Source organism: Sulfitobacter sp. M13, from assembly GCF_053474885.1.
Window position 1 is genome coordinate 1,707,550 of sequence record NZ_CM130281.1, and the last position, 15,518, is coordinate 1,723,067.

20 protein-coding genes are annotated in these 15,518 nt (G+C 59.4%); 11 read left to right on the top strand and 9 right to left on the bottom strand.

Going from position 1 to position 15,518, the window contains the following annotated elements; genetic code table 11:
• Positions 1 to 71: 71 nt before the first annotated feature.
• The 4 genes from ACVBAU_RS08135 to ACVBAU_RS08150 form a co-directional block, all read right to left on the bottom strand.
• A complete protein-coding gene (locus ACVBAU_RS08135; protein ID WP_138923599.1) occupies positions 72 to 494 on the bottom strand; it encodes a TIGR01244 family sulfur transferase in 423 nt (140 codons plus the stop codon).
• A gap of 8 nt (positions 495 to 502) precedes the next feature.
• Positions 503 to 934 (bottom strand): DUF6691 family protein, encoded by a 432-nt coding sequence (locus tag ACVBAU_RS08140; RefSeq protein ID WP_448325612.1) that lies wholly within the window; start codon positions 932 to 934, stop codon positions 503 to 505.
• Between the two features lies 1 nt (position 935).
• Positions 936 to 1,367 (bottom strand): YeeE/YedE family protein, encoded by a 432-nt coding sequence (locus ACVBAU_RS08145; RefSeq protein ID WP_448325614.1) that lies wholly within the window; start codon positions 1,365 to 1,367, stop codon positions 936 to 938.
• 132 nt (positions 1,368 to 1,499) lie between these two features.
• Complete coding sequence (locus ACVBAU_RS08150; protein WP_448325616.1) at positions 1,500 to 1,739, bottom strand: hypothetical protein; 240 nt, start codon at positions 1,737 to 1,739, stop codon at positions 1,500 to 1,502.
• Between the two features lie 107 nt (positions 1,740 to 1,846).
• On the opposite strand from ACVBAU_RS08150, the gene ACVBAU_RS08155 reads away from it, so the two are divergent.
• Both ACVBAU_RS08155 and tig read left to right on the top strand, forming a co-directional pair.
• Positions 1,847 to 2,134 (top strand): DUF2312 domain-containing protein, encoded by a 288-nt coding sequence (locus ACVBAU_RS08155; RefSeq protein WP_093733905.1) that lies wholly within the window; start codon positions 1,847 to 1,849, stop codon positions 2,132 to 2,134.
• 213 nt (positions 2,135 to 2,347) lie between these two features.
• Positions 2,348 to 3,679 (top strand): trigger factor, encoded by a 1,332-nt coding sequence (gene tig / locus ACVBAU_RS08160; protein ID WP_138923596.1) that lies wholly within the window; start codon positions 2,348 to 2,350, stop codon positions 3,677 to 3,679.
• Between the two features lie 114 nt (positions 3,680 to 3,793).
• Here tig and ACVBAU_RS08165 read toward each other — a convergent pair whose 3' ends face one another.
• The 4 genes from ACVBAU_RS08165 to rpsF all read right to left on the bottom strand — a co-directional run bounded on the left by ACVBAU_RS08165 (position 3,794) and on the right by rpsF (position 5,713).
• Positions 3,794 to 4,243: a transglycosylase SLT domain-containing protein gene (locus tag ACVBAU_RS08165; RefSeq protein ID WP_138925130.1), complete on the bottom strand. Its 450-nt coding sequence runs from the start codon at positions 4,241 to 4,243 to the stop codon at positions 3,794 to 3,796.
• Between the two features lie 224 nt (positions 4,244 to 4,467).
• Positions 4,468 to 5,082 (bottom strand): 50S ribosomal protein L9, encoded by a 615-nt coding sequence (rplI, locus tag ACVBAU_RS08170; protein WP_138923595.1) that lies wholly within the window; start codon positions 5,080 to 5,082, stop codon positions 4,468 to 4,470.
• 11 nt (positions 5,083 to 5,093) lie between these two features.
• Positions 5,094 to 5,321 carry a 30S ribosomal protein S18 gene (gene rpsR, locus ACVBAU_RS08175; protein ID WP_005852865.1) on the bottom strand — a complete coding sequence of 76 codons (228 nt, stop codon included), beginning with the start codon at positions 5,319 to 5,321 and terminating at the stop codon, positions 5,094 to 5,096.
• Positions 5,322 to 5,350: 29 nt separating this feature from the next.
• Positions 5,351 to 5,713 carry a 30S ribosomal protein S6 gene (rpsF, locus tag ACVBAU_RS08180; RefSeq protein WP_138923594.1) on the bottom strand — a complete coding sequence of 121 codons (363 nt, stop codon included), beginning with the start codon at positions 5,711 to 5,713 and terminating at the stop codon, positions 5,351 to 5,353.
• 315 nt (positions 5,714 to 6,028) lie between these two features.
• Between rpsF and ACVBAU_RS08185 the strand changes: the two genes are divergently transcribed.
• Positions 6,029 to 6,523, top strand: coding sequence for a hypothetical protein (locus tag ACVBAU_RS08185; protein WP_448325623.1), 495 nt, complete (start codon positions 6,029 to 6,031; stop codon positions 6,521 to 6,523).
• A gap of 153 nt (positions 6,524 to 6,676) precedes the next feature.
• On the top strand, positions 6,677 to 7,246 hold the full coding sequence (locus ACVBAU_RS08190) for a YceI family protein (protein ID WP_171048972.1): 570 nt from the start codon (positions 6,677 to 6,679) through the stop codon (positions 7,244 to 7,246).
• Positions 7,247 to 7,346: 100 nt separating this feature from the next.
• Here ACVBAU_RS08190 and ACVBAU_RS08195 read toward each other — a convergent pair whose 3' ends face one another.
• Complete coding sequence (locus tag ACVBAU_RS08195; protein WP_448325625.1) at positions 7,347 to 8,543, bottom strand: cytochrome b/b6 domain-containing protein; 1,197 nt, start codon at positions 8,541 to 8,543, stop codon at positions 7,347 to 7,349.
• A gap of 147 nt (positions 8,544 to 8,690) precedes the next feature.
• On the opposite strand from ACVBAU_RS08195, the gene fabD reads away from it, so the two are divergent.
• The 7 genes from fabD (at position 8,691) to ACVBAU_RS08230 (ending at position 15,447) form a co-directional block, all read left to right on the top strand.
• Entirely contained in the window at positions 8,691 to 9,623 is a 933-nt protein-coding gene (gene fabD, locus ACVBAU_RS08200; protein ID WP_138923591.1) for an ACP S-malonyltransferase, read from the top strand.
• Between the two features lie 24 nt (positions 9,624 to 9,647).
• A complete protein-coding gene (fabG, locus tag ACVBAU_RS08205) occupies positions 9,648 to 10,385 on the top strand; it encodes a 3-oxoacyl-ACP reductase FabG (RefSeq protein ID WP_448325628.1) in 738 nt (245 codons plus the stop codon).
• Between the two features lie 201 nt (positions 10,386 to 10,586).
• The gene (locus ACVBAU_RS08210) at positions 10,587 to 10,820 is read left to right on the top strand and encodes an acyl carrier protein (RefSeq protein ID WP_005852881.1); all 234 of its coding nucleotides are present in this window, start codon (positions 10,587 to 10,589) and stop codon (positions 10,818 to 10,820) included.
• Between the two features lie 349 nt (positions 10,821 to 11,169).
• A complete protein-coding gene (gene fabF / locus ACVBAU_RS08215) occupies positions 11,170 to 12,429 on the top strand; it encodes a beta-ketoacyl-ACP synthase II (protein WP_138923589.1) in 1,260 nt (419 codons plus the stop codon).
• The gene (gene mltG, locus ACVBAU_RS08220; RefSeq protein ID WP_138923588.1) at positions 12,429 to 13,613 is read left to right on the top strand and encodes an endolytic transglycosylase MltG; all 1,185 of its coding nucleotides are present in this window, start codon (positions 12,429 to 12,431) and stop codon (positions 13,611 to 13,613) included. Before fabF ends, mltG begins: the two co-directional genes overlap by 1 nt.
• A gap of 210 nt (positions 13,614 to 13,823) precedes the next feature.
• Complete coding sequence (locus tag ACVBAU_RS08225; RefSeq protein ID WP_335745471.1) at positions 13,824 to 14,168, top strand: hypothetical protein; 345 nt, start codon at positions 13,824 to 13,826, stop codon at positions 14,166 to 14,168.
• A complete protein-coding gene (locus tag ACVBAU_RS08230) occupies positions 14,104 to 15,447 on the top strand; it encodes a DNA-packaging protein (RefSeq protein ID WP_448328939.1) in 1,344 nt (447 codons plus the stop codon). The genes ACVBAU_RS08225 and ACVBAU_RS08230 overlap by 65 nt, the downstream gene beginning before the upstream one ends.
• Positions 15,448 to 15,518: the final 71 nt, after the last annotated feature.

Genomic DNA, 15,518 nt, shown 5'->3' on the forward strand with positions numbered 1-15,518 from the left:
GTGTGGGGGATAGCGCCAAAGCGGCGCTATCTGCTGTCGTGACGGACCAGGCGCGCCCTTGTGCGCGGCTCTTAGGCGTAGGGGGCGCTGAGCACGTCGCGCATATGGCTCAGGTCATAGCCGCCGGCACGGGCGGCTTCTATCAGCGTGTCAGCCGGTTGTTTGCCAGCCTGACCCAAAGCCCAAGCAATCGTGGACCGTGTGCCAGAGGCGCAATAGCCCAGAACGACTTCGTCCTGCGCCACGCCGATTTCGCGATTGTGGGCAATGACGTCGGGGGTCATCGTTTGATGGGTCAACTCCTGAAACGCGAAACGCAGTCCGGCAGCCTCTGCGGCGGCTTGAATGGCCGCATGTTGATGGCTGGGGGGAACCTCGGCGTCGGGGCGGTTGCACAAAATTAAGGTGATGCCGGCCTCTTTGATCGCGCCCATATCGGACGGGTCGATCTGAGGGGAAGCATAGAAGCGGGGGGTGATTTTACGAATATCCATAGCTTGATTTATCCAGCCGTCCGCGGTGTGTCTAGTATCCGCCGCGCTTTGGGGGCGATCATCATGCCTGCCAGCATGGCGATCAGGAAAATAATGCCGCCCAAGCCGCCAAAACCCAGCGACGCCAGCGCCGGACCCGGGCACAGCCCGACCAATCCCCAGCCTGCGCCAAACAGCACTGCGCCGATAATCAACTTGCGATCCAAGCGCGCATCGGGGCGGGCGGGAAAGTCACCACCGGTAACAGGGCGACGGGTACGGGTCATCGCCCACGCCACCGCCATAGGCAGAATGGCCCCTCCCATGACAAAGGCTAATGTCGGGTCCCAGCTGCCAAGGAAATCCAGAAACCCCTGGACCTTTTGGGTGTCTGTCATGCCAGACAGGTACAGTCCGGTGCCAAACAGAGCGCCCGCAAGCGCGGCAATCATGTTACGCATCTCAAATCCCTCCGACAAAGCTGCGCAAGACGACGACCATCAAGGCCCCCGCCGCAATATAGACCAACGTGGCGACGATGCCGCGGGGGCTCAGCCGCGAAATCCCGCAAACGCCGTGGCCGGACGTGCAGCCGTTGCCAATACGGGTGCCCAGACCGACCAACAGCCCTGCCACGCCAACCAGCCAAAGGTTTTCGGTCAGGTGGGTCGTCGCTTGGGTCGGGGCCAAGGCCGCGATTGCCGCGGGAATAACAATCAGGGCGGCCAAAAAGCTGACGCGTTCGGCCCAAGTGCTTCGGCCCGACCCGTCGACCAGCCCGCCCACGATGCCACTGGCCCCCATGATGCGGCCGTTGCCCAGCAGATACACCGCGCCACCAAATCCAATCAACAGTCCGCCAATCAGGCCCCAAATCCAATCTGCTTCAATCATATGCTATTTCGCCCTCAAAGACCGCCATAAGTGGCAGGTGTCAGAGAAACATATAGTGACTTTTGAATGTGTGGCAAGGCGCAAGCGTTGTGAGCGCGGCCGGCAGAGCGCGCGATGCCCTGCAAACAAGCGTTACGCGAGGATAATACCCACGACGACCATCATCAGCCCGATCACCGACAACAGCAACGCGCCAAGGTTTAACGGCAGGACTTTCTGCAAGACGACGCGCATCTCTTCTTCGGACAGGGCGGCGCGTTTGGCGCGGGCCACGCGCACGATACACCACACAAGCCCGACCAGCCCAACAAATGAGATAGCTGCGCCAGCCCAGATTAGGGCGTCAAAGATAGATAGAGATGCGTTTTCCATAGGGCGCGAGCTATCCGAATTCCGCCCAATGGGCAAGAGTGGCTTGCGGCAGGGCAGGCACGGGGGTAGTCACTGCGCTGACCCATTCAAGACATAGGACGCCCCAGATGAGCGACAGTGCTACCAATCCCGAATCCGCAGACGCCATCGGTGATGCAACGTATCGTGTCACCGCAAACGAACTTCGCCAGTTCGTAGAGCGGATCGAGCGGCTGGATGCAGAAAAGAAAGACCTGGCCGAGCAGCAAAAAGAGGTCATGGCAGAGGCCAAGTCGCGCGGTTACGACACCAAAGTTCTGCGCAAGGTCATCGCGCTGCGCAAGCGTGAGGCGGATGATATCGCCGAAGAAGAAGCCGTCCTTGAGATGTATAAAGAAGCACTGGGCATGACCTAGGCTTGATCGGGGCCTGAGGCGGTGACCCTTCGCCGCTTGAGGACCACGCGAGACGTTATTTACCACCGGTAGGCGGGGGCAGGGGGCAAATTGCCCCGTCCCACGGGACCCCCGCCGCCAAATCCGCTTGCGCCCAAGCGCAGGCCCCAATAGAAGAGCGGAAATTTTTCCGCCCGCGCCACGCAATGCGCGGCCTTACCCTATGGAGCAAACATGCAGGTCAACGAGACGCTGAACGAAGGTCTGAAACGCGGCTATGCCATCACTGTGACAGCAGCTGAGCTGGAGGCCAAGGTCAACGAAAAGCTGGCCGAAGCGCAGCCCGAAGTCGAGATGAAGGGTTTCCGCAAAGGTAAAGTGCCAATGGCGCTGCTGAAAAAGCAGTTCGGCCAGAAGGTTACGGGCGAAGCCATGCAGGAAAGCATTGATGGCGCCATGCAGGAACACTTTGAAAAGTCCGGCGATCGCCCCGCGATGCAGCCTGACGTCAAAATGGCGAACGAAGACTGGAAAGAAGGCGACGACGTCGAGGTCACCATGACCTATGAAGCGCTGCCAGAAATCCCCGAAGTCGACCTGTCGTCCATCACGCTGGACAAAATGGTTGTCAAAGCTGACGACGCTGCCGTCGATGAAGCGCTGGCCAATCTGGCAGAGACCGCTCAAGACTTTGAAGCCCGCGAAGAGGGTGCCAAGGCCGAAGATGGCGATCAGATCACATTTGATTTCCTCGGCAAGGTAGACGGCGAAGCCTTTGAAGGCGGCGCTGCAGAAGACTACCCGCTGGTTCTGGGTTCCAACTCGTTCATCCCCGGCTTTGAAGAGCAGCTGGTCGGTGTTGTTGCGGGCGACGAAAAAGACGTCACCGTGTCCTTCCCCGAAGATTACCAAGCACCTCACCTCGCGGGCAAAGAAGCCGTATTCGAGTGCAAAGTTAAAGAAGTGAAAAAGCCCGTCGCTGCCAAAATCGACGACGAGCTGGCCAAGAAATTCGGTGCAGAAGACCTCGCCGCGTTGAAAAGCCAGATCGCAGAGCGTCTGGAAGCGGAATATACCGGTGCCTCGCGCGCTGTTATGAAACGCGGCCTGCTGGACGAGCTGGACAAAATGGTCAGCTTTGATCTGCCCCCGTCGTTGGTTGAAGCCGAAGCCGGCCAGATCGCGCACCAGCTGTGGCACGAAGACAACCCCGAAGTTGAAGGCCACGATCACCCCGAGATCGAGACCACAGACGAGCACAAGAAGCTGGCCGAGCGCCGCGTGCGTCTTGGGCTGCTGCTGGCCGAGCTGGGTCAGAAAGCCGAAGTTCAGGTGACCGACGCGGAAATGACCCAAGCGATTATGAACCAGGCACGTCAGTACCCTGGTCAGGAGCGTCAGTTCTTTGAATTCGTTCAACAAAACCAGCAGATGCAGCAGCAGATGCGCGCACCGTTGTTCGAAGATAAAGTGGTCGACCACGTGTTCGAACAAGCGACATTGAACGAAAAAGAAGTGTCGAAAGAAGATCTGCAGAAAGCCGTAGAAGAGCTGGACGACGAATAAGTCTTTCACCCTCGCCGGTGACGTAAAAAGAAAGGGCCGCCCGATTGGGTGGCCCTTTTGCTATCTGGGGGGCGATGCTGGCAGCGGCCTCGTGCCGGACGTCAGCGCAGCGGCTCAGCCCTTGCGCAGGCCGGTTTCAACCAACATGCCGCGCCGTTTTGCTTCGTAATAGTAACCGCGGGCGTACCATTTGATTGCTGTGGCGTGATCGCCATTGGACAGCAGCCAAGCGCCGCGCAGGTATTTTACGCCGTACTTCAAATTGACATCAGGATTTAAAAGTTCGCCGGCGTCGCCGCTAAAGCCCATGCCGCGTGCGGTAGCGGGCAGGATCTGAAGTAGGCCGAAATACGGCCCATTGCGCGCCTCTGGACGGTGCGTGCTTTCGCGGATGGCAAGGCGGTGGACCAAGGGGCGGGGCACTTCGTAGTGATCGGCCCATTTGTTGATCAGGCCACGCAGCTCTGGCGTCTCGTTCGGGTGTAAGGGCATTTTACGGGCCACGGCGGGCGGTTCTGCTTCGGTACTTGCGCAGGCGGATAGGGCGGGTGCGCAAAGCAACATCTGACAAAGGGAGCGGCGTGTGAGCGTATTCATGCGGGTGACTCGCATCGTTGATGGGAGCCCCATGCATACAATCCATGAGATGCTGCGCAACAATGCCGGTTTCGGATGGGCAGGGCGTCGCTTACCTAAGGGCGGCATGTCGCCGATTGGACAACGAAAAACGCCGCCGCTGAAGGCTCAGCGGCGGCGTTTCATTTGGAATCAGGTCGAAAGACTTGAGCTTACGCTTCGTCTTCGTCCGATTTCTCGTTTGTTTGTGGCAGATCATCGTCGTCGGATGCGGCGGAGCCGAGATCGTCAAACAGTTCAGAGATCTCGAATTCGGCTGCAGCTTCTTCTTCTGCGGCCAATTCCTGGATCGACTTGCCAGCAGCCTGAAGCTCGGCCTCTTCGGCGGAACGTGCAACGTTCAGCTGAATGGTGACTTCGACTTCGGGGTGCAGAACGACGGTAACGTCGTGCAGGCCCAGATCTTTGATGGGGCTGCCCAGAATGACCTGCTTGCGGTCGACTGTGAAGCCTTCGGCTGTTGCCACATCTGATGCGTCACGTGTTGTGACGGAACCGTACAGAGCGCCCGAATCGGAAGCTGAGCGGATCACAACGAACTGCTGACCGTTCAGCTTGTCCGCCATGGCTTCGGCTTCTTTTTTGGTTTCGAGGTTGTCAGCTTCAAGCTGTGCCTTGCGGCCCTCGAACGCTTCGATGTTGGCTTTGGAAGCCGACAGCGCTTTGCCCTGAGGCAGCAGATAGTTGCGTGCGTAGCCTGGCTTTACGTCCACGACTTCGCCCATTTGGCCCAGCTTGGACACACGTTCCAGAAGGATAACTTGCATGTGCTTTCTCCTTACTTAACGGCGTAGGGCAGCAAGGCGAGGAAGCGGGCGCGTTTGATGGCACGGGCCAATTCACGCTGCTTTTTCGCGGAGACTGCGGTGATACGGGAAGGAACGATTTTGCCGCGCTCAGAGATGTAGCGCTGCAGAAGACGTGTGTCTTTATAATCGATTGCCGGTGCGTTGTCGCCCGAGAAGGGGCAGACCTTACGGCGGCGGAAAAATGGTTTAGCGGCCATGGTTTATGTCCTTTATTGCAAGCTGATGATCAACGACGTTCGCGGCGTTCGCCACGCTCGGGGCGTTCGTCACGTTTTTGCATCTGGACCGATGGCAGCTCTTTGTGCTCATCAACTTTGATGGTCAAAATGCGCATCACGTCATCATGCAAACGCATCAGGCGTTCCATTTCCTGAACGGCGGTCGCAGGTGCGTCCGAACGCAGGAAGGCATAGTGGCCCTTGCGGTTTTTGTTGATCTTGTAGGCCATCGTTTTGACGCCCCAGTATTCGCTGTCGACGAGCTTGCCGTCGTTGTCAGCCAAAACTGTGCCAAAATGTTCGATAAGACCTTCTGCTTGCGTGTTGGACAAGTCCTGACGCGCAATCATAACATGCTCATAAAGCGGCATGTGCACTCCTATTTATATCAAGGCGCATTTCATAGGTAGGGCATTTGCGTTTTGCGGCCCCACCACGAGAGTCTGCGCGGTTCAAAAGATAATGCAAAACGAAGGGTCGATATACACGGTTTTGCGGGCAGGGCAAGGGCGCGTGACGCGCAGGGACACACGGACCTCGGGTTTGTCACAGACGTATCTTTGGACGGACGTTTGAATAGGTCCACCTTGATCACGGATGGGTCACGAGTGCGCCTCTTTTTCGTCATGAACTCATACGAGAACTGATGGGGAGAGAACATAGGTTGATGAAGGTTGGTCAGAGCAATGGGCGCAGTAACGAATTTTACAGCAGACAGCGTGCAGTTTTCCACGCAGGCCGGAATGGTGGATGGATCGCGGGCAGTGCTGCGCAGCGGTCAGCGGGTGCTCGGGGTGGCTTTGGTGCTGGCAGCGACGGGGCTGTGGCTGACGCCGAGGTCGAACTTTGGCTCTGATGTGATGTTGTTCAAGGTGGGGCTGTCTGTGCTTTCGCTTATGCTGGGCGCAAGCCTGATGCTATCAGGGCAAAAGCCCGCGTTGCCCGACATACAGATTGATACGCTGCGCCGCGAGCTGCGTCTTGTACGCCCCCGCGCGGTCGGGGCCAAACGCGTGCTGCACCGGTGCAACTTTTGCGATCTGGGACGGGTAGAGCGTATCGGCCGGAATTTCCACTTTTGGGACGGGCGGGGCAATTTCATTGTGGATGTTCATATCGCAGAACGTCGTGTGGTCGATAATCTGACCTTTAGCCTGCGGGATTCCGGTCAGGTGGTCTGATCCTATCCGGGTGTTGTACGGCAAAGCGGGCACCTAAAGGGCGCGCGACTGTTCGCCAATGCGCACTAACTGTTGAACGCTGCTGGGTTGCTGAAATGTTGAAATGCTTCATGTATACTCCAGACACACGCCAACAGGAGAATTCCAATGAACATGAAGTCTGTCCTTCTTGCTACTGCCCTTACACTGGGTGCCACATCCGCGTTCGCAGCCGAGAAATACGTGCTGGACGCAAGCCACAGCCAGATCGTTTTCACCTATAACCACCTTGGGTTCTCGACCACCACGTCGATGTTCAGCGGTTTTGACGGTGAAATCATGATGGACGAAGCGGAGCCCGCGAATTCCTCCGTTTCGGTATCGTTCCCCGTCAAAGACATGATCACGGGCTGGGATCCGCGCACCGAGCACTTTATGACAGGTGACTTCTTTGGGGCCGAAGATGGCGACATGGTGACATTTGTCTCCACGGGCATCGAAGTCACGGGCGAGAAAACTGCCTTGATCACCGGCGACCTGACCATGAATGACGTCACCAAATCCGTTGTGCTGGACGCCAAGCTGAACCAGATGGGCGAGCATCCAATGGCCAAAAAGCCTTGGGCCGGTTTCGACGCGACCACCACTGTGACGCGCACCGACTTTAACCTCGGTCAGTTCGCGCCTTTCGTCGGCGACGAAGTACAAGTGAACATCTCTATCGAAGCGATGAAGGCTGAATAAGCTTTTTTTTGATTGAGAAAACGAAAACGCCGGGGCAGGTCCCCGGCGTTTTTGCGTTTATGGGGGCGGGGCCATATGGCCCGCGCCGTTGTTGATCGGATTACTGTCCCCGTGTGGCGGTGAGATCAATGTTGACGGTGACGCTAAAGGCGAGCGTGGTTTCATCCGTCACCGTTTCCCCGATGCCAAAGTTGCGACGGTCCAGCGTAGTGGTGCCCGTCATCTGCGCGGTGTCGTCTTGAAGTGTCAGGGTGAAGGGCAGTTCGACCGGCATGGACTGGTCCTTGATCGTGAGCGTGCCTGCCGCGATGTAGCCATCTGCGGCGACATTGATATCAGCTTGGAAGGTTGCTGTGGGGAAGGCCTCGGTATTGAAGAAATCCGCACCCATCGCCTGATCCGTCACCGACCCGAGGCCGAGCGATGGGATCGCGACCGTGGTCGTCACCTCGCCGGCTTTGCCAGTTTGGACGGTCTCGTCAAAGGTGATCGCGGATGTCCAATCGGCAAAGCTGCCTGCCACGACGGACCCGAACTGCGTGACCTCAAGCGCGATGGTGCCATTTTGGACCTGCCATTCGGACGCCACGGCGTCGAGCGTTGCGGTCTCTTCTGTATCGGCCGGTTGGCCCAGACCCAGCCCCAAACCCAGGCCGATTGCCGCGATCCAGACCACGGTCGCGGTTACCACCGGCGCAGCAGAGTGGTGTTGCGCAGGGAGCGGGCCAATCGCCGGCTCGCCCGGCAACATGCGTCGCAGCGTCGAATCGCGGTCAATCACATGATGTTTCACCGCGCCTGCCACATGCAGGAACAGCGCCCCGATCAGCAATTTGCCCGCGATAATGTGCACCGCGCCAAAGGCGTGTTCGAGAGTGGTGTTTTTAGGAATGAACGGCAGGGATTGCCCCAATGGCCACCATATCGGCGCAAAGCCGGAGGCCGCGGCGTGGCCGATCCAGCCGGCCAGCGGCACGATCACCAAAGACCCGTAGAGCACCCAATGCACCGTTTCGGCCAGCCAGCTTTCCAGTTTGTGATCCGCATTCAGCAGCCCCGGTTTCGTTTGGGTGAAGGCCCAGACAATTCGGGCGAGGGCGACAAAGAACACCGTGACACCCAGCGTTTTATGTAACGAGAAGAACCACGCCTTGCGGGTCAGGGCGTCTTGGGTGTCGTGAGGCAGGTCGCTGGCATAAAGGCCAAGCGCGATCAGCGTCAGGATCAGCAGGGCGGTGAGCCAGTGAAAAAACTTGGTCACCCCGCCATAGCGGATTGCGGTATTGGAATAGGCCATCGGGTTGCTCCGTCGGGAATTAAGGTGGCTTATCCATACTATAGTGGCTGGTCGGGACCAATGCGGATCAGCGCACAGTCGCCGTGCAGGCTTGTTTGACGGGCACCCACGCGCTAAAGCGCTGGAAACGCAAATTCGGGGGACTTTATGACCATTGCATTCGTATATCCGGGCCAAGGCGCGCAAACTATCGGAATGGGCCGCGATCTGGCTGACGCCTATCCGGCGGCAAAAGCCGTGTTTGACGAGGTGGACGAAGCCTTGGGCGAAAAGTTGTCGACGCTGATTTGGGAAGGTGACGCGGACGCGCTGACGCTGACCCAAAACGCGCAACCTGCGCTGATGGCGACGTCAATGGCGGCGATGGCGGCGTTGAAGGCCGAAGGCATTACTGTCGACAAGGCGGCTTATGTCGCGGGCCATTCGCTGGGAGAATATGCAGCGCTTTGCGCGGCGGGGACATTCTCGCTCGCGGATACGGCGCGGTTGCTGCGCATTCGTGGCCGCGCGATGCAGGCGGCTGTGCCTGTGGGGCAGGGTGCTATGGCAGCACTTTTGGGCCTCAGCTTTGATCAGGCCGAAGCCATTGCCGCAGAAGCCGCGCAGGGCGATGTCTGTCAGGTCGCCAACCAGAATGATCCGGCGCAGAATGTTGTATCGGGCAGCAAGGCCGCCGTTGAACGCGCGATTGATCTGGCGAAAGCTGCCGGTGCCAAGCGTGCGTTGCTGTTGCCCGTGTCTGCGCCGTTCCACTGTGCCCTGATGGCCCCCGCCGCAGACGAAATGGCCGGCGCGCTGGCAGATGTGACGATGAACGCCCCCGCCGTGCCCGTTGTGGCGAATGTGGTGGCCGAAGCGGTCACCGACCCCGATCAGATCCGCAAACTGTTGATCGAACAGGTGACCGGTCAGGTGCGCTGGATGTCGTCGGTTGAATGGATGGGCGCGCAGGGGGTAACCGAGGTTTGGGAAATCGGCGCGGGCAAGGCTCTGTCGGGTATGATCCGTCGCATCAACAAGGAAATCACCTGCGTGAACATTGGCACCGCTGCCGATGTCGCTGCCGTGAAAACGGCCTGAGACAGGTCGCGAAAGGAATTATATATGTTTGATCTTACTGGAAAAAATGCGCTGGTTACCGGTGCTTCGGGTGGTATCGGCGCTGAAATCGCGCGCAGCCTGCATGCACGCGGCGCGACCGTGGGCCTGTCTGGCACCCGCACCGAACCGTTGGAGGCGTTGAAGGCGGAATTGGGCGAACGCGCCCATGTGCTGCCCTGTAACTTGAGCGATATGGATGCCGTTGACGCGCTGCCCAAGCAGGCGGCCGAGGCGATGGGATCGGTTGATATTTTGGTCAACAACGCCGGCATCACCCGCGACAACCTGTTCATGCGCATGTCGGATGACGAATGGAATTCGGTGATCAACGTCAACCTGACCGCGACCTTCAAGCTGTGCAAAGGCGTGCTGCGCGGCATGATGAAGGCGCGTTGGGGCCGGATCGTAAATATCTCGAGCGTTGTCGGTGCCACCGGCAACCCAGGTCAGGCGAACTATGCCGCGTCCAAGGCCGGTATGGTGGGGATGTCGAAATCACTGGCCTATGAGGTCGCCAGCCGCGGGATCACCGTGAATGCTGTTGCCCCCGGTTTCATCACCACGGCAATGACCGACAAGCTGACCGACGACCAAAAGGCGGGAATCATGGGGCAGATCCCTGCGGGTCGCATGGGCGAAGCATCCGAAATCGCATCGGCTGTCGTCTATCTGGCCAGCCCTGAAGCCGCCTATGTTACCGGAACCACCTTGCATGTGAACGGCGGTATGGCCATGTTGTGAGCCTGCGCTGCAAAGCGTTTGCCAAATCCGCGTGTTGTGCTAAATGGGGCGCAGAATCCACGACAGGGAGGCTTGATTGCCCCCCTTACCTTGTGACAACAAGGGCCATAGCCGCCCCTCGGGGCACGATCCAAAAGGACCGCATAAGGTTCTGACGGAAACAGAAGAGGGCAGGACTGCCCGAATGAATGAGGACAGAATATGAGCGACGTCGCAGACCGCGTAAAGAAGATCGTTGTAGAGCACCTGGGTGTTGAAGAAGACAAAGTTGTTGAGAACGCATCGTTCATCGACGATCTTGGCGCAGACAGCCTCGACACTGTTGAGCTGGTTATGGCGTTCGAAGAAGAGTTCGGCATCGAGATCCCCGATGACGCAGCTGAGAACATCCAGACCTTCGGCGACGCGGTCAAGTTCATCAAAGAAGCGTCCTAAGACGTTTTCGCCAGTCGGGCCCCAAGGGGCATGGCGGCGGCGCGAGTTTTAAAGAACGGCGTTCTTCCTAAGGGAGGAGCGCCGTTTTTACGTCAGGCTGACGCGGGCTGCTTGGCCTGTGCGTTCGCGGCATGTCACTTGTGGGCGCGAGACGGGAAACCGCGGCGCGACAGTTCCCTATGTTGCGCGTCTTACCCCGCGTAACATAGGGCTTTATGGCGACAAGATACGTTCAATGACGCGCGAAGGCCCGCCGGTCTGGCCGCAGCTTGAACGCTTCGCGTCTTGAAATTTACGGGCTCGGCAAGGTATAGCCGGTCAACGCAAAGAAACACCAAGGGGCTTGGATATGCGCAGAGTAGTTGTGACAGGTTTGGGATTGGTAACGCCGCTTGCCGATGGCGTAGAGGCCAGCTGGTCCAGAATTTTGGATAGTCAGTCCGGTGCGGGCACGATCACGGGCTTTGATCCCAGTAGACTGGTCACGCAATACGCCTGCGAAGTACCTCTTGGTGATGGCACCGACGGCACGTTCAACGGCGACAAATACATGGAGCCGAAGGAACAGCGCAAGGTTGATACCTTTATTCTGTTCGGCATGGCGGCAGCACAGCAGGCGGTCGAGGATTCCGGCTGGATGCCCACCGACCGTGAAGATCTGGAACGCACCGGCGTGTTGATCGGGTCTGGCATCGGCGGCTTGAACTCTATCGCGAACACCGCAGTAATGATGCACGAAAAAGGCCCACGCCGCGTGAGCCCGTTCTTTGTGCCCGGTGCGCTGATCAACCTGATCTCGGGTCAGGTGTCGATTCGCTATGGTTTCCGCGGTCCGAACCATTCGGTCGTGACTGCCTGCTCTACCGGGGCGCACGCGATTGGTGATGCAAGCCGTTTGATCCAACATGGTGACGCCGATGTGATGATCGCTGGCGGGGCCGAGGCCGCGATTTGCGAGATCGGCATGGCAGGGTTTAACGCCTGTAAAGCGCTGTCTACCAAACGTGGCGACGATCCGACCAAGGCAAGCCGCCCCTATGACGCCGATCGTGACGGTTTCGTCATGGGCGAAGGCGCGGGCATTGTGGTGCTGGAAGAATACGAACACGCCAAGGCGCGTGGGGCCAAGATTTATGCCGAGGTTCTGGGCTACGGTATGTCGGGCGACGCCTATCACATCACCGCACCTGCCGAAGACGGCGACGGGGCGGAGCGGTCCATGCGCAACGCGCTGCGCAATGCCGGTCTGGCACCAACCGATATCGATTACATCAACGCTCATGGCACATCGACTATGGCCGATGTGATCGAACTGGGTGCCGTAGAGCGGATGCTGGGCGATGCTGTTGAAACGGTCACGATGTCGTCGACCAAATCTGCCACCGGTCACCTGTTGGGGGCTGCCGGCGCAATCGAAGCGATCTTCTCTATTCTTGCGATCCGCGATCAGGTGGCACCGCCAACCATCAATCTCGACAACCCTGCCGTTGAAACCAAGATCGATCTGGCACCGAACAAGAAGGTCGAGCGCAAGATTGACATCGCGCTGAGCAACTCGTTCGGCTTTGGTGGCACCAACGCGAGCGTTATCTTCGGGAAAGCATCCTAATGTGGCGGCATATCGCGTCTAACGCTGTTACGTTTTTGATTTTAGGTTTGTTTTTGTTAGGCGGGATTATCCTGTGGGGCCGGGGGCAGTATGATGCGCCCGGACCTCTGTCGCAGGCGATTTGCTTGCAGGTGGAACGTGGGTCGAACATGCGGGCTGTGGGCGATGATCTTGCTACACAAGAGGCCGTAAGCTCGGCCGCGATCTTCCGGTTGGGGGCCGAGTATGAGGAAAAGACCCGCGCCTTGAAGGCGGGGAGCTTTCTGATCCAGCCCGAATCCTCGATGAAGGAGATCGTAGAGACGGTCACGCGCGGCGGGGCCAGCACCTGCGGCACCGAGGTTGTGTACCGGATCGGCGTCAATCGTATCAGCACTCAGGTACGCGAGCTGGACCCCACGACCAACCGTTTTGTCGAAAGGGCTGAGTTCTCTCCCGGGGAGGATGAGGTGCCGGAGGTCTATACCCAGACCAAGGCAAAAGCTGACACACGGTTCCGCATCGCAATGGCCGAAGGCGTGACAAGCTGGCAGGTGACCGAGGCGTTGAAATCCATCGACTTGCTGGCTGGCGAGATCGAGGCCGTGCCCGCCGAGGGGACCTTGGCCCCCGACAGCTATGAGGTGTCCGAGGGGGACGACCGCGCCGCGATCCTGACCCGCATGGCTGCTGCCCAAGAACTGCGTCTGGCCGAGGCCTGGGATGCCCGCGATCCTGATCTGCCGATTGAAACGCCGCAGGAGCTGTTGATCCTTGCGTCGATCGTCGAAAAGGAAACAGGCGTGCCGGAAGAGCGCGAGCAGGTCGCCAGCGTGTTCGTCAACCGTTTGAATCAAGGCATGCGTCTGCAGACCGACCCGACTGTGATCTATGGCATCACCAACGGTCAGGGCATTTTGGGGCGTGGTCTGCGCCGCAGCGAGCTGCGCAAGGAGACACCGTTCAACACCTACGTCATCGACGCGCTGCCGCCGACGCCCATTGCCAACCCCGGTCGTGCGAGCCTGATGGCCGCCGCACAACCGGCCAGCGAAGACTATGTTTTCTTTGTTGCCGATGGCACGGGCGGTCACGCCTTTGCCGAGACATTGGAAGAGCATAACGCCAATGTGGCACGCTGGCGCAAGATCGAGGCAGAGCGCGGCGCGGAAGCGGCGGGCAATGCGTCAACGGGCGGAAACTAAGCGTCCGATCGGGTGTAAATTAGGAATTTGTTAACCATCGTAAGGGGTTGAAAGGTTTCGGTAACCTTGTTTTCCTTGACTTTGCGTCCGCTCTGACATAGAAATACGTCCATGCTAGAAGACATGGGCAAACGGCCCCGGATTAAGTTCCGGTGGCCGTTTTTTCGTGTTTGCTCGGGTTGGAGGTCCAAAACGAGAGGTAAGAGCAAGATGACGATGAATACCCCGGAACAAGAAATTGCTGCCAGCCAAGAGCAGCTTCAGGCGTTGCAGACCGCGATCCGTGATTTGCGCCGCGAGATAGAGAGCCTGAGAAAACAGGCCCGATCCGGGGAGGAAATAAACGAAACAGCAGCGTCGAAAGCATTGGGTAAAGCCAGTGGCATGGTGGCGACCTGCGTCAAAGTGGAGACCTATCTGAATGAGTGCAGAAACAGACAAGCGGGCATTGCCCGAGGCGGATACGCGCTGGACATGGAGCAGGCGCGGGCTGACATCGGGTGCAAGCTGGATCGGCTCCGCCGATGTTGCGGTGCAAGACCGGTTCTTGAATGATCTGGATGAGGGAGAGCTTTTGGCTCTCCCTTTTTTGTTCGAGTTCTGGGCGATGCCGCATCAGCTACCCCCTGAAGGTGACTGGCGGTCCTGGGTGATCATGGGCGGGCGCGGTGCGGGCAAGACACGCGCGGGCGCGGAATGGGTGCGTGCGCAGGTCGAAGGGTCGCGGCCCTTGGATGCGGGGCGCTGCAGGCGTGTGGCGCTGGTGGGCGAGACGATAGAGCAGGTGCGCGAAGTGATGATCTTTGGCGACAGCGGGATATTGGCGTGTTCGCCTGCGGATCGGCGACCGGACTGGGAGGCGACGCGCAAGCGGCTGGTCTGGCCCAATGGTGCCGTGGCGACGGTTCATACCGCGCATGACCCCGAAGGGCTGCGCGGGCCGCAATTTGATGCGGCATGGGTAGACGAGTTGGCGAAATGGAAGAAGGCCGAAGAGACGTGGGACCAGCTGCAGTTTGCGTTACGCCTCGGCGATGACCCTCGCGTGTGCGTGACCACGACACCGCGCAATGTAGGCGTGCTAAAGGCCTTGCTGGCGTCGCCATCGACCGTGACCACCCATGCGCCGACGGAGGCCAATGCCGCAAACCTTGCGGGGTCGTTTCTGGAGGAGGTGCGCGCGCGGTATCGCGGGACACGGCTGGGGCGTCAGGAGCTGGATGGCGTGTTGCTGGCGGATGCGGAAGGGGCGCTTTGGACGTCGGAAATGATCGAAGCGGGCCGGGTGCGGGATTTGCCCGTGCTGGACCGCATTGTCGTGGGTCTGGACCCTGCCACGACCGCCGGAGCAGGGTCGGATGAATGTGGGATCGTGGTTGTGGGCGCGCAGACGCAAGGCCCGCCGCAGGACTGGCGTGCGGTGGTGCTGGCCGATTGCACGGTGCAGGGGGCGACCCCGTCGGCTTGGGCGCGGGCCGCTATCAGCGCGATGGAGCAGTTCGGCGCGGACCGCTTGGTCGCCGAGGTCAATCAAGGCGGGCAGATGGTGGTGGAGGTCTTGCGACAGGTCGATCCGCTGGTGCCGGTCAAATCCGTCCACGCCAGCCGCGGCAAGGTCGCGCGGGCAGAGCCTGTGGCTGCGTTGTACGAGCAGGGCCGCGTGGGCCATGTCGCGGGATTGGACGCGCTGGAGGACCAGATGTGCCGGATGACGGCGCGGGGGTACGAGGGCGGCGGATCGCCGGACCGCGTGGATGCGCTGGTCTGGGCGCTGCACGAGCTGATGATCGAGCCTGCGGCGCGGTGGCGGATGCCCGGGGTGCGCGGGTTGTGAGCGGTTCGCGGAGGAAAGCGGCCCTTCGGGGAGGGTTTAACCGGCAAAATGAAGCGGTGTTGCGAGAGCTG

Excerpts from the sequence above, each read along its gene's own strand:
- fabF (WP_138923589.1), top strand. The coding sequence starts at position 11,170 with ATGCGCAGAGTAGTTGTGACAGGTTTGGGATTGGTAACGCCGCTTGCC.
- ACVBAU_RS08145 (WP_448325614.1), bottom strand. The coding sequence starts at position 1,367 with ATGATTGAAGCAGATTGGATTTGGGGCCTGATTGGCGGACTGTTGATT.
- rplI (WP_138923595.1), bottom strand. The coding sequence starts at position 5,082 with ATGCAAGTTATCCTTCTGGAACGTGTGTCCAAGCTGGGCCAAATGGGC.
- mltG (WP_138923588.1), top strand. The coding sequence starts at position 12,429 with ATGTGGCGGCATATCGCGTCTAACGCTGTTACGTTTTTGATTTTAGGT.
- ACVBAU_RS08165 (WP_138925130.1), bottom strand. The coding sequence starts at position 4,243 with ATGTTGCTTTGCGCACCCGCCCTATCCGCCTGCGCAAGTACCGAAGCA.
- ACVBAU_RS08155 (WP_093733905.1), top strand. The coding sequence starts at position 1,847 with ATGAGCGACAGTGCTACCAATCCCGAATCCGCAGACGCCATCGGTGAT.
- ACVBAU_RS08190 (WP_171048972.1), top strand. The coding sequence starts at position 6,677 with ATGAAGTCTGTCCTTCTTGCTACTGCCCTTACACTGGGTGCCACATCC.
- ACVBAU_RS08135 (WP_138923599.1), bottom strand. The coding sequence starts at position 494 with ATGGATATTCGTAAAATCACCCCCCGCTTCTATGCTTCCCCTCAGATC.
- fabD (WP_138923591.1), top strand. The coding sequence starts at position 8,691 with ATGACCATTGCATTCGTATATCCGGGCCAAGGCGCGCAAACTATCGGA.
- tig (WP_138923596.1), top strand. The coding sequence starts at position 2,348 with ATGCAGGTCAACGAGACGCTGAACGAAGGTCTGAAACGCGGCTATGCC.
- ACVBAU_RS08195 (WP_448325625.1), bottom strand. The coding sequence starts at position 8,543 with ATGGCCTATTCCAATACCGCAATCCGCTATGGCGGGGTGACCAAGTTT.
- ACVBAU_RS08185 (WP_448325623.1), top strand. The coding sequence starts at position 6,029 with ATGGGCGCAGTAACGAATTTTACAGCAGACAGCGTGCAGTTTTCCACG.
- rpsF (WP_138923594.1), bottom strand. The coding sequence starts at position 5,713 with ATGCCGCTTTATGAGCATGTTATGATTGCGCGTCAGGACTTGTCCAAC.
- ACVBAU_RS08210 (WP_005852881.1), top strand. The coding sequence starts at position 10,587 with ATGAGCGACGTCGCAGACCGCGTAAAGAAGATCGTTGTAGAGCACCTG.
- ACVBAU_RS08150 (WP_448325616.1), bottom strand. The coding sequence starts at position 1,739 with ATGGAAAACGCATCTCTATCTATCTTTGACGCCCTAATCTGGGCTGGC.
- ACVBAU_RS08225 (WP_335745471.1), top strand. The coding sequence starts at position 13,824 with ATGACGATGAATACCCCGGAACAAGAAATTGCTGCCAGCCAAGAGCAG.
- rpsR (WP_005852865.1), bottom strand. The coding sequence starts at position 5,321 with ATGGCCGCTAAACCATTTTTCCGCCGCCGTAAGGTCTGCCCCTTCTCG.
- ACVBAU_RS08140 (WP_448325612.1), bottom strand. The coding sequence starts at position 934 with ATGCGTAACATGATTGCCGCGCTTGCGGGCGCTCTGTTTGGCACCGGA.
- fabG (WP_448325628.1), top strand. The coding sequence starts at position 9,648 with ATGTTTGATCTTACTGGAAAAAATGCGCTGGTTACCGGTGCTTCGGGT.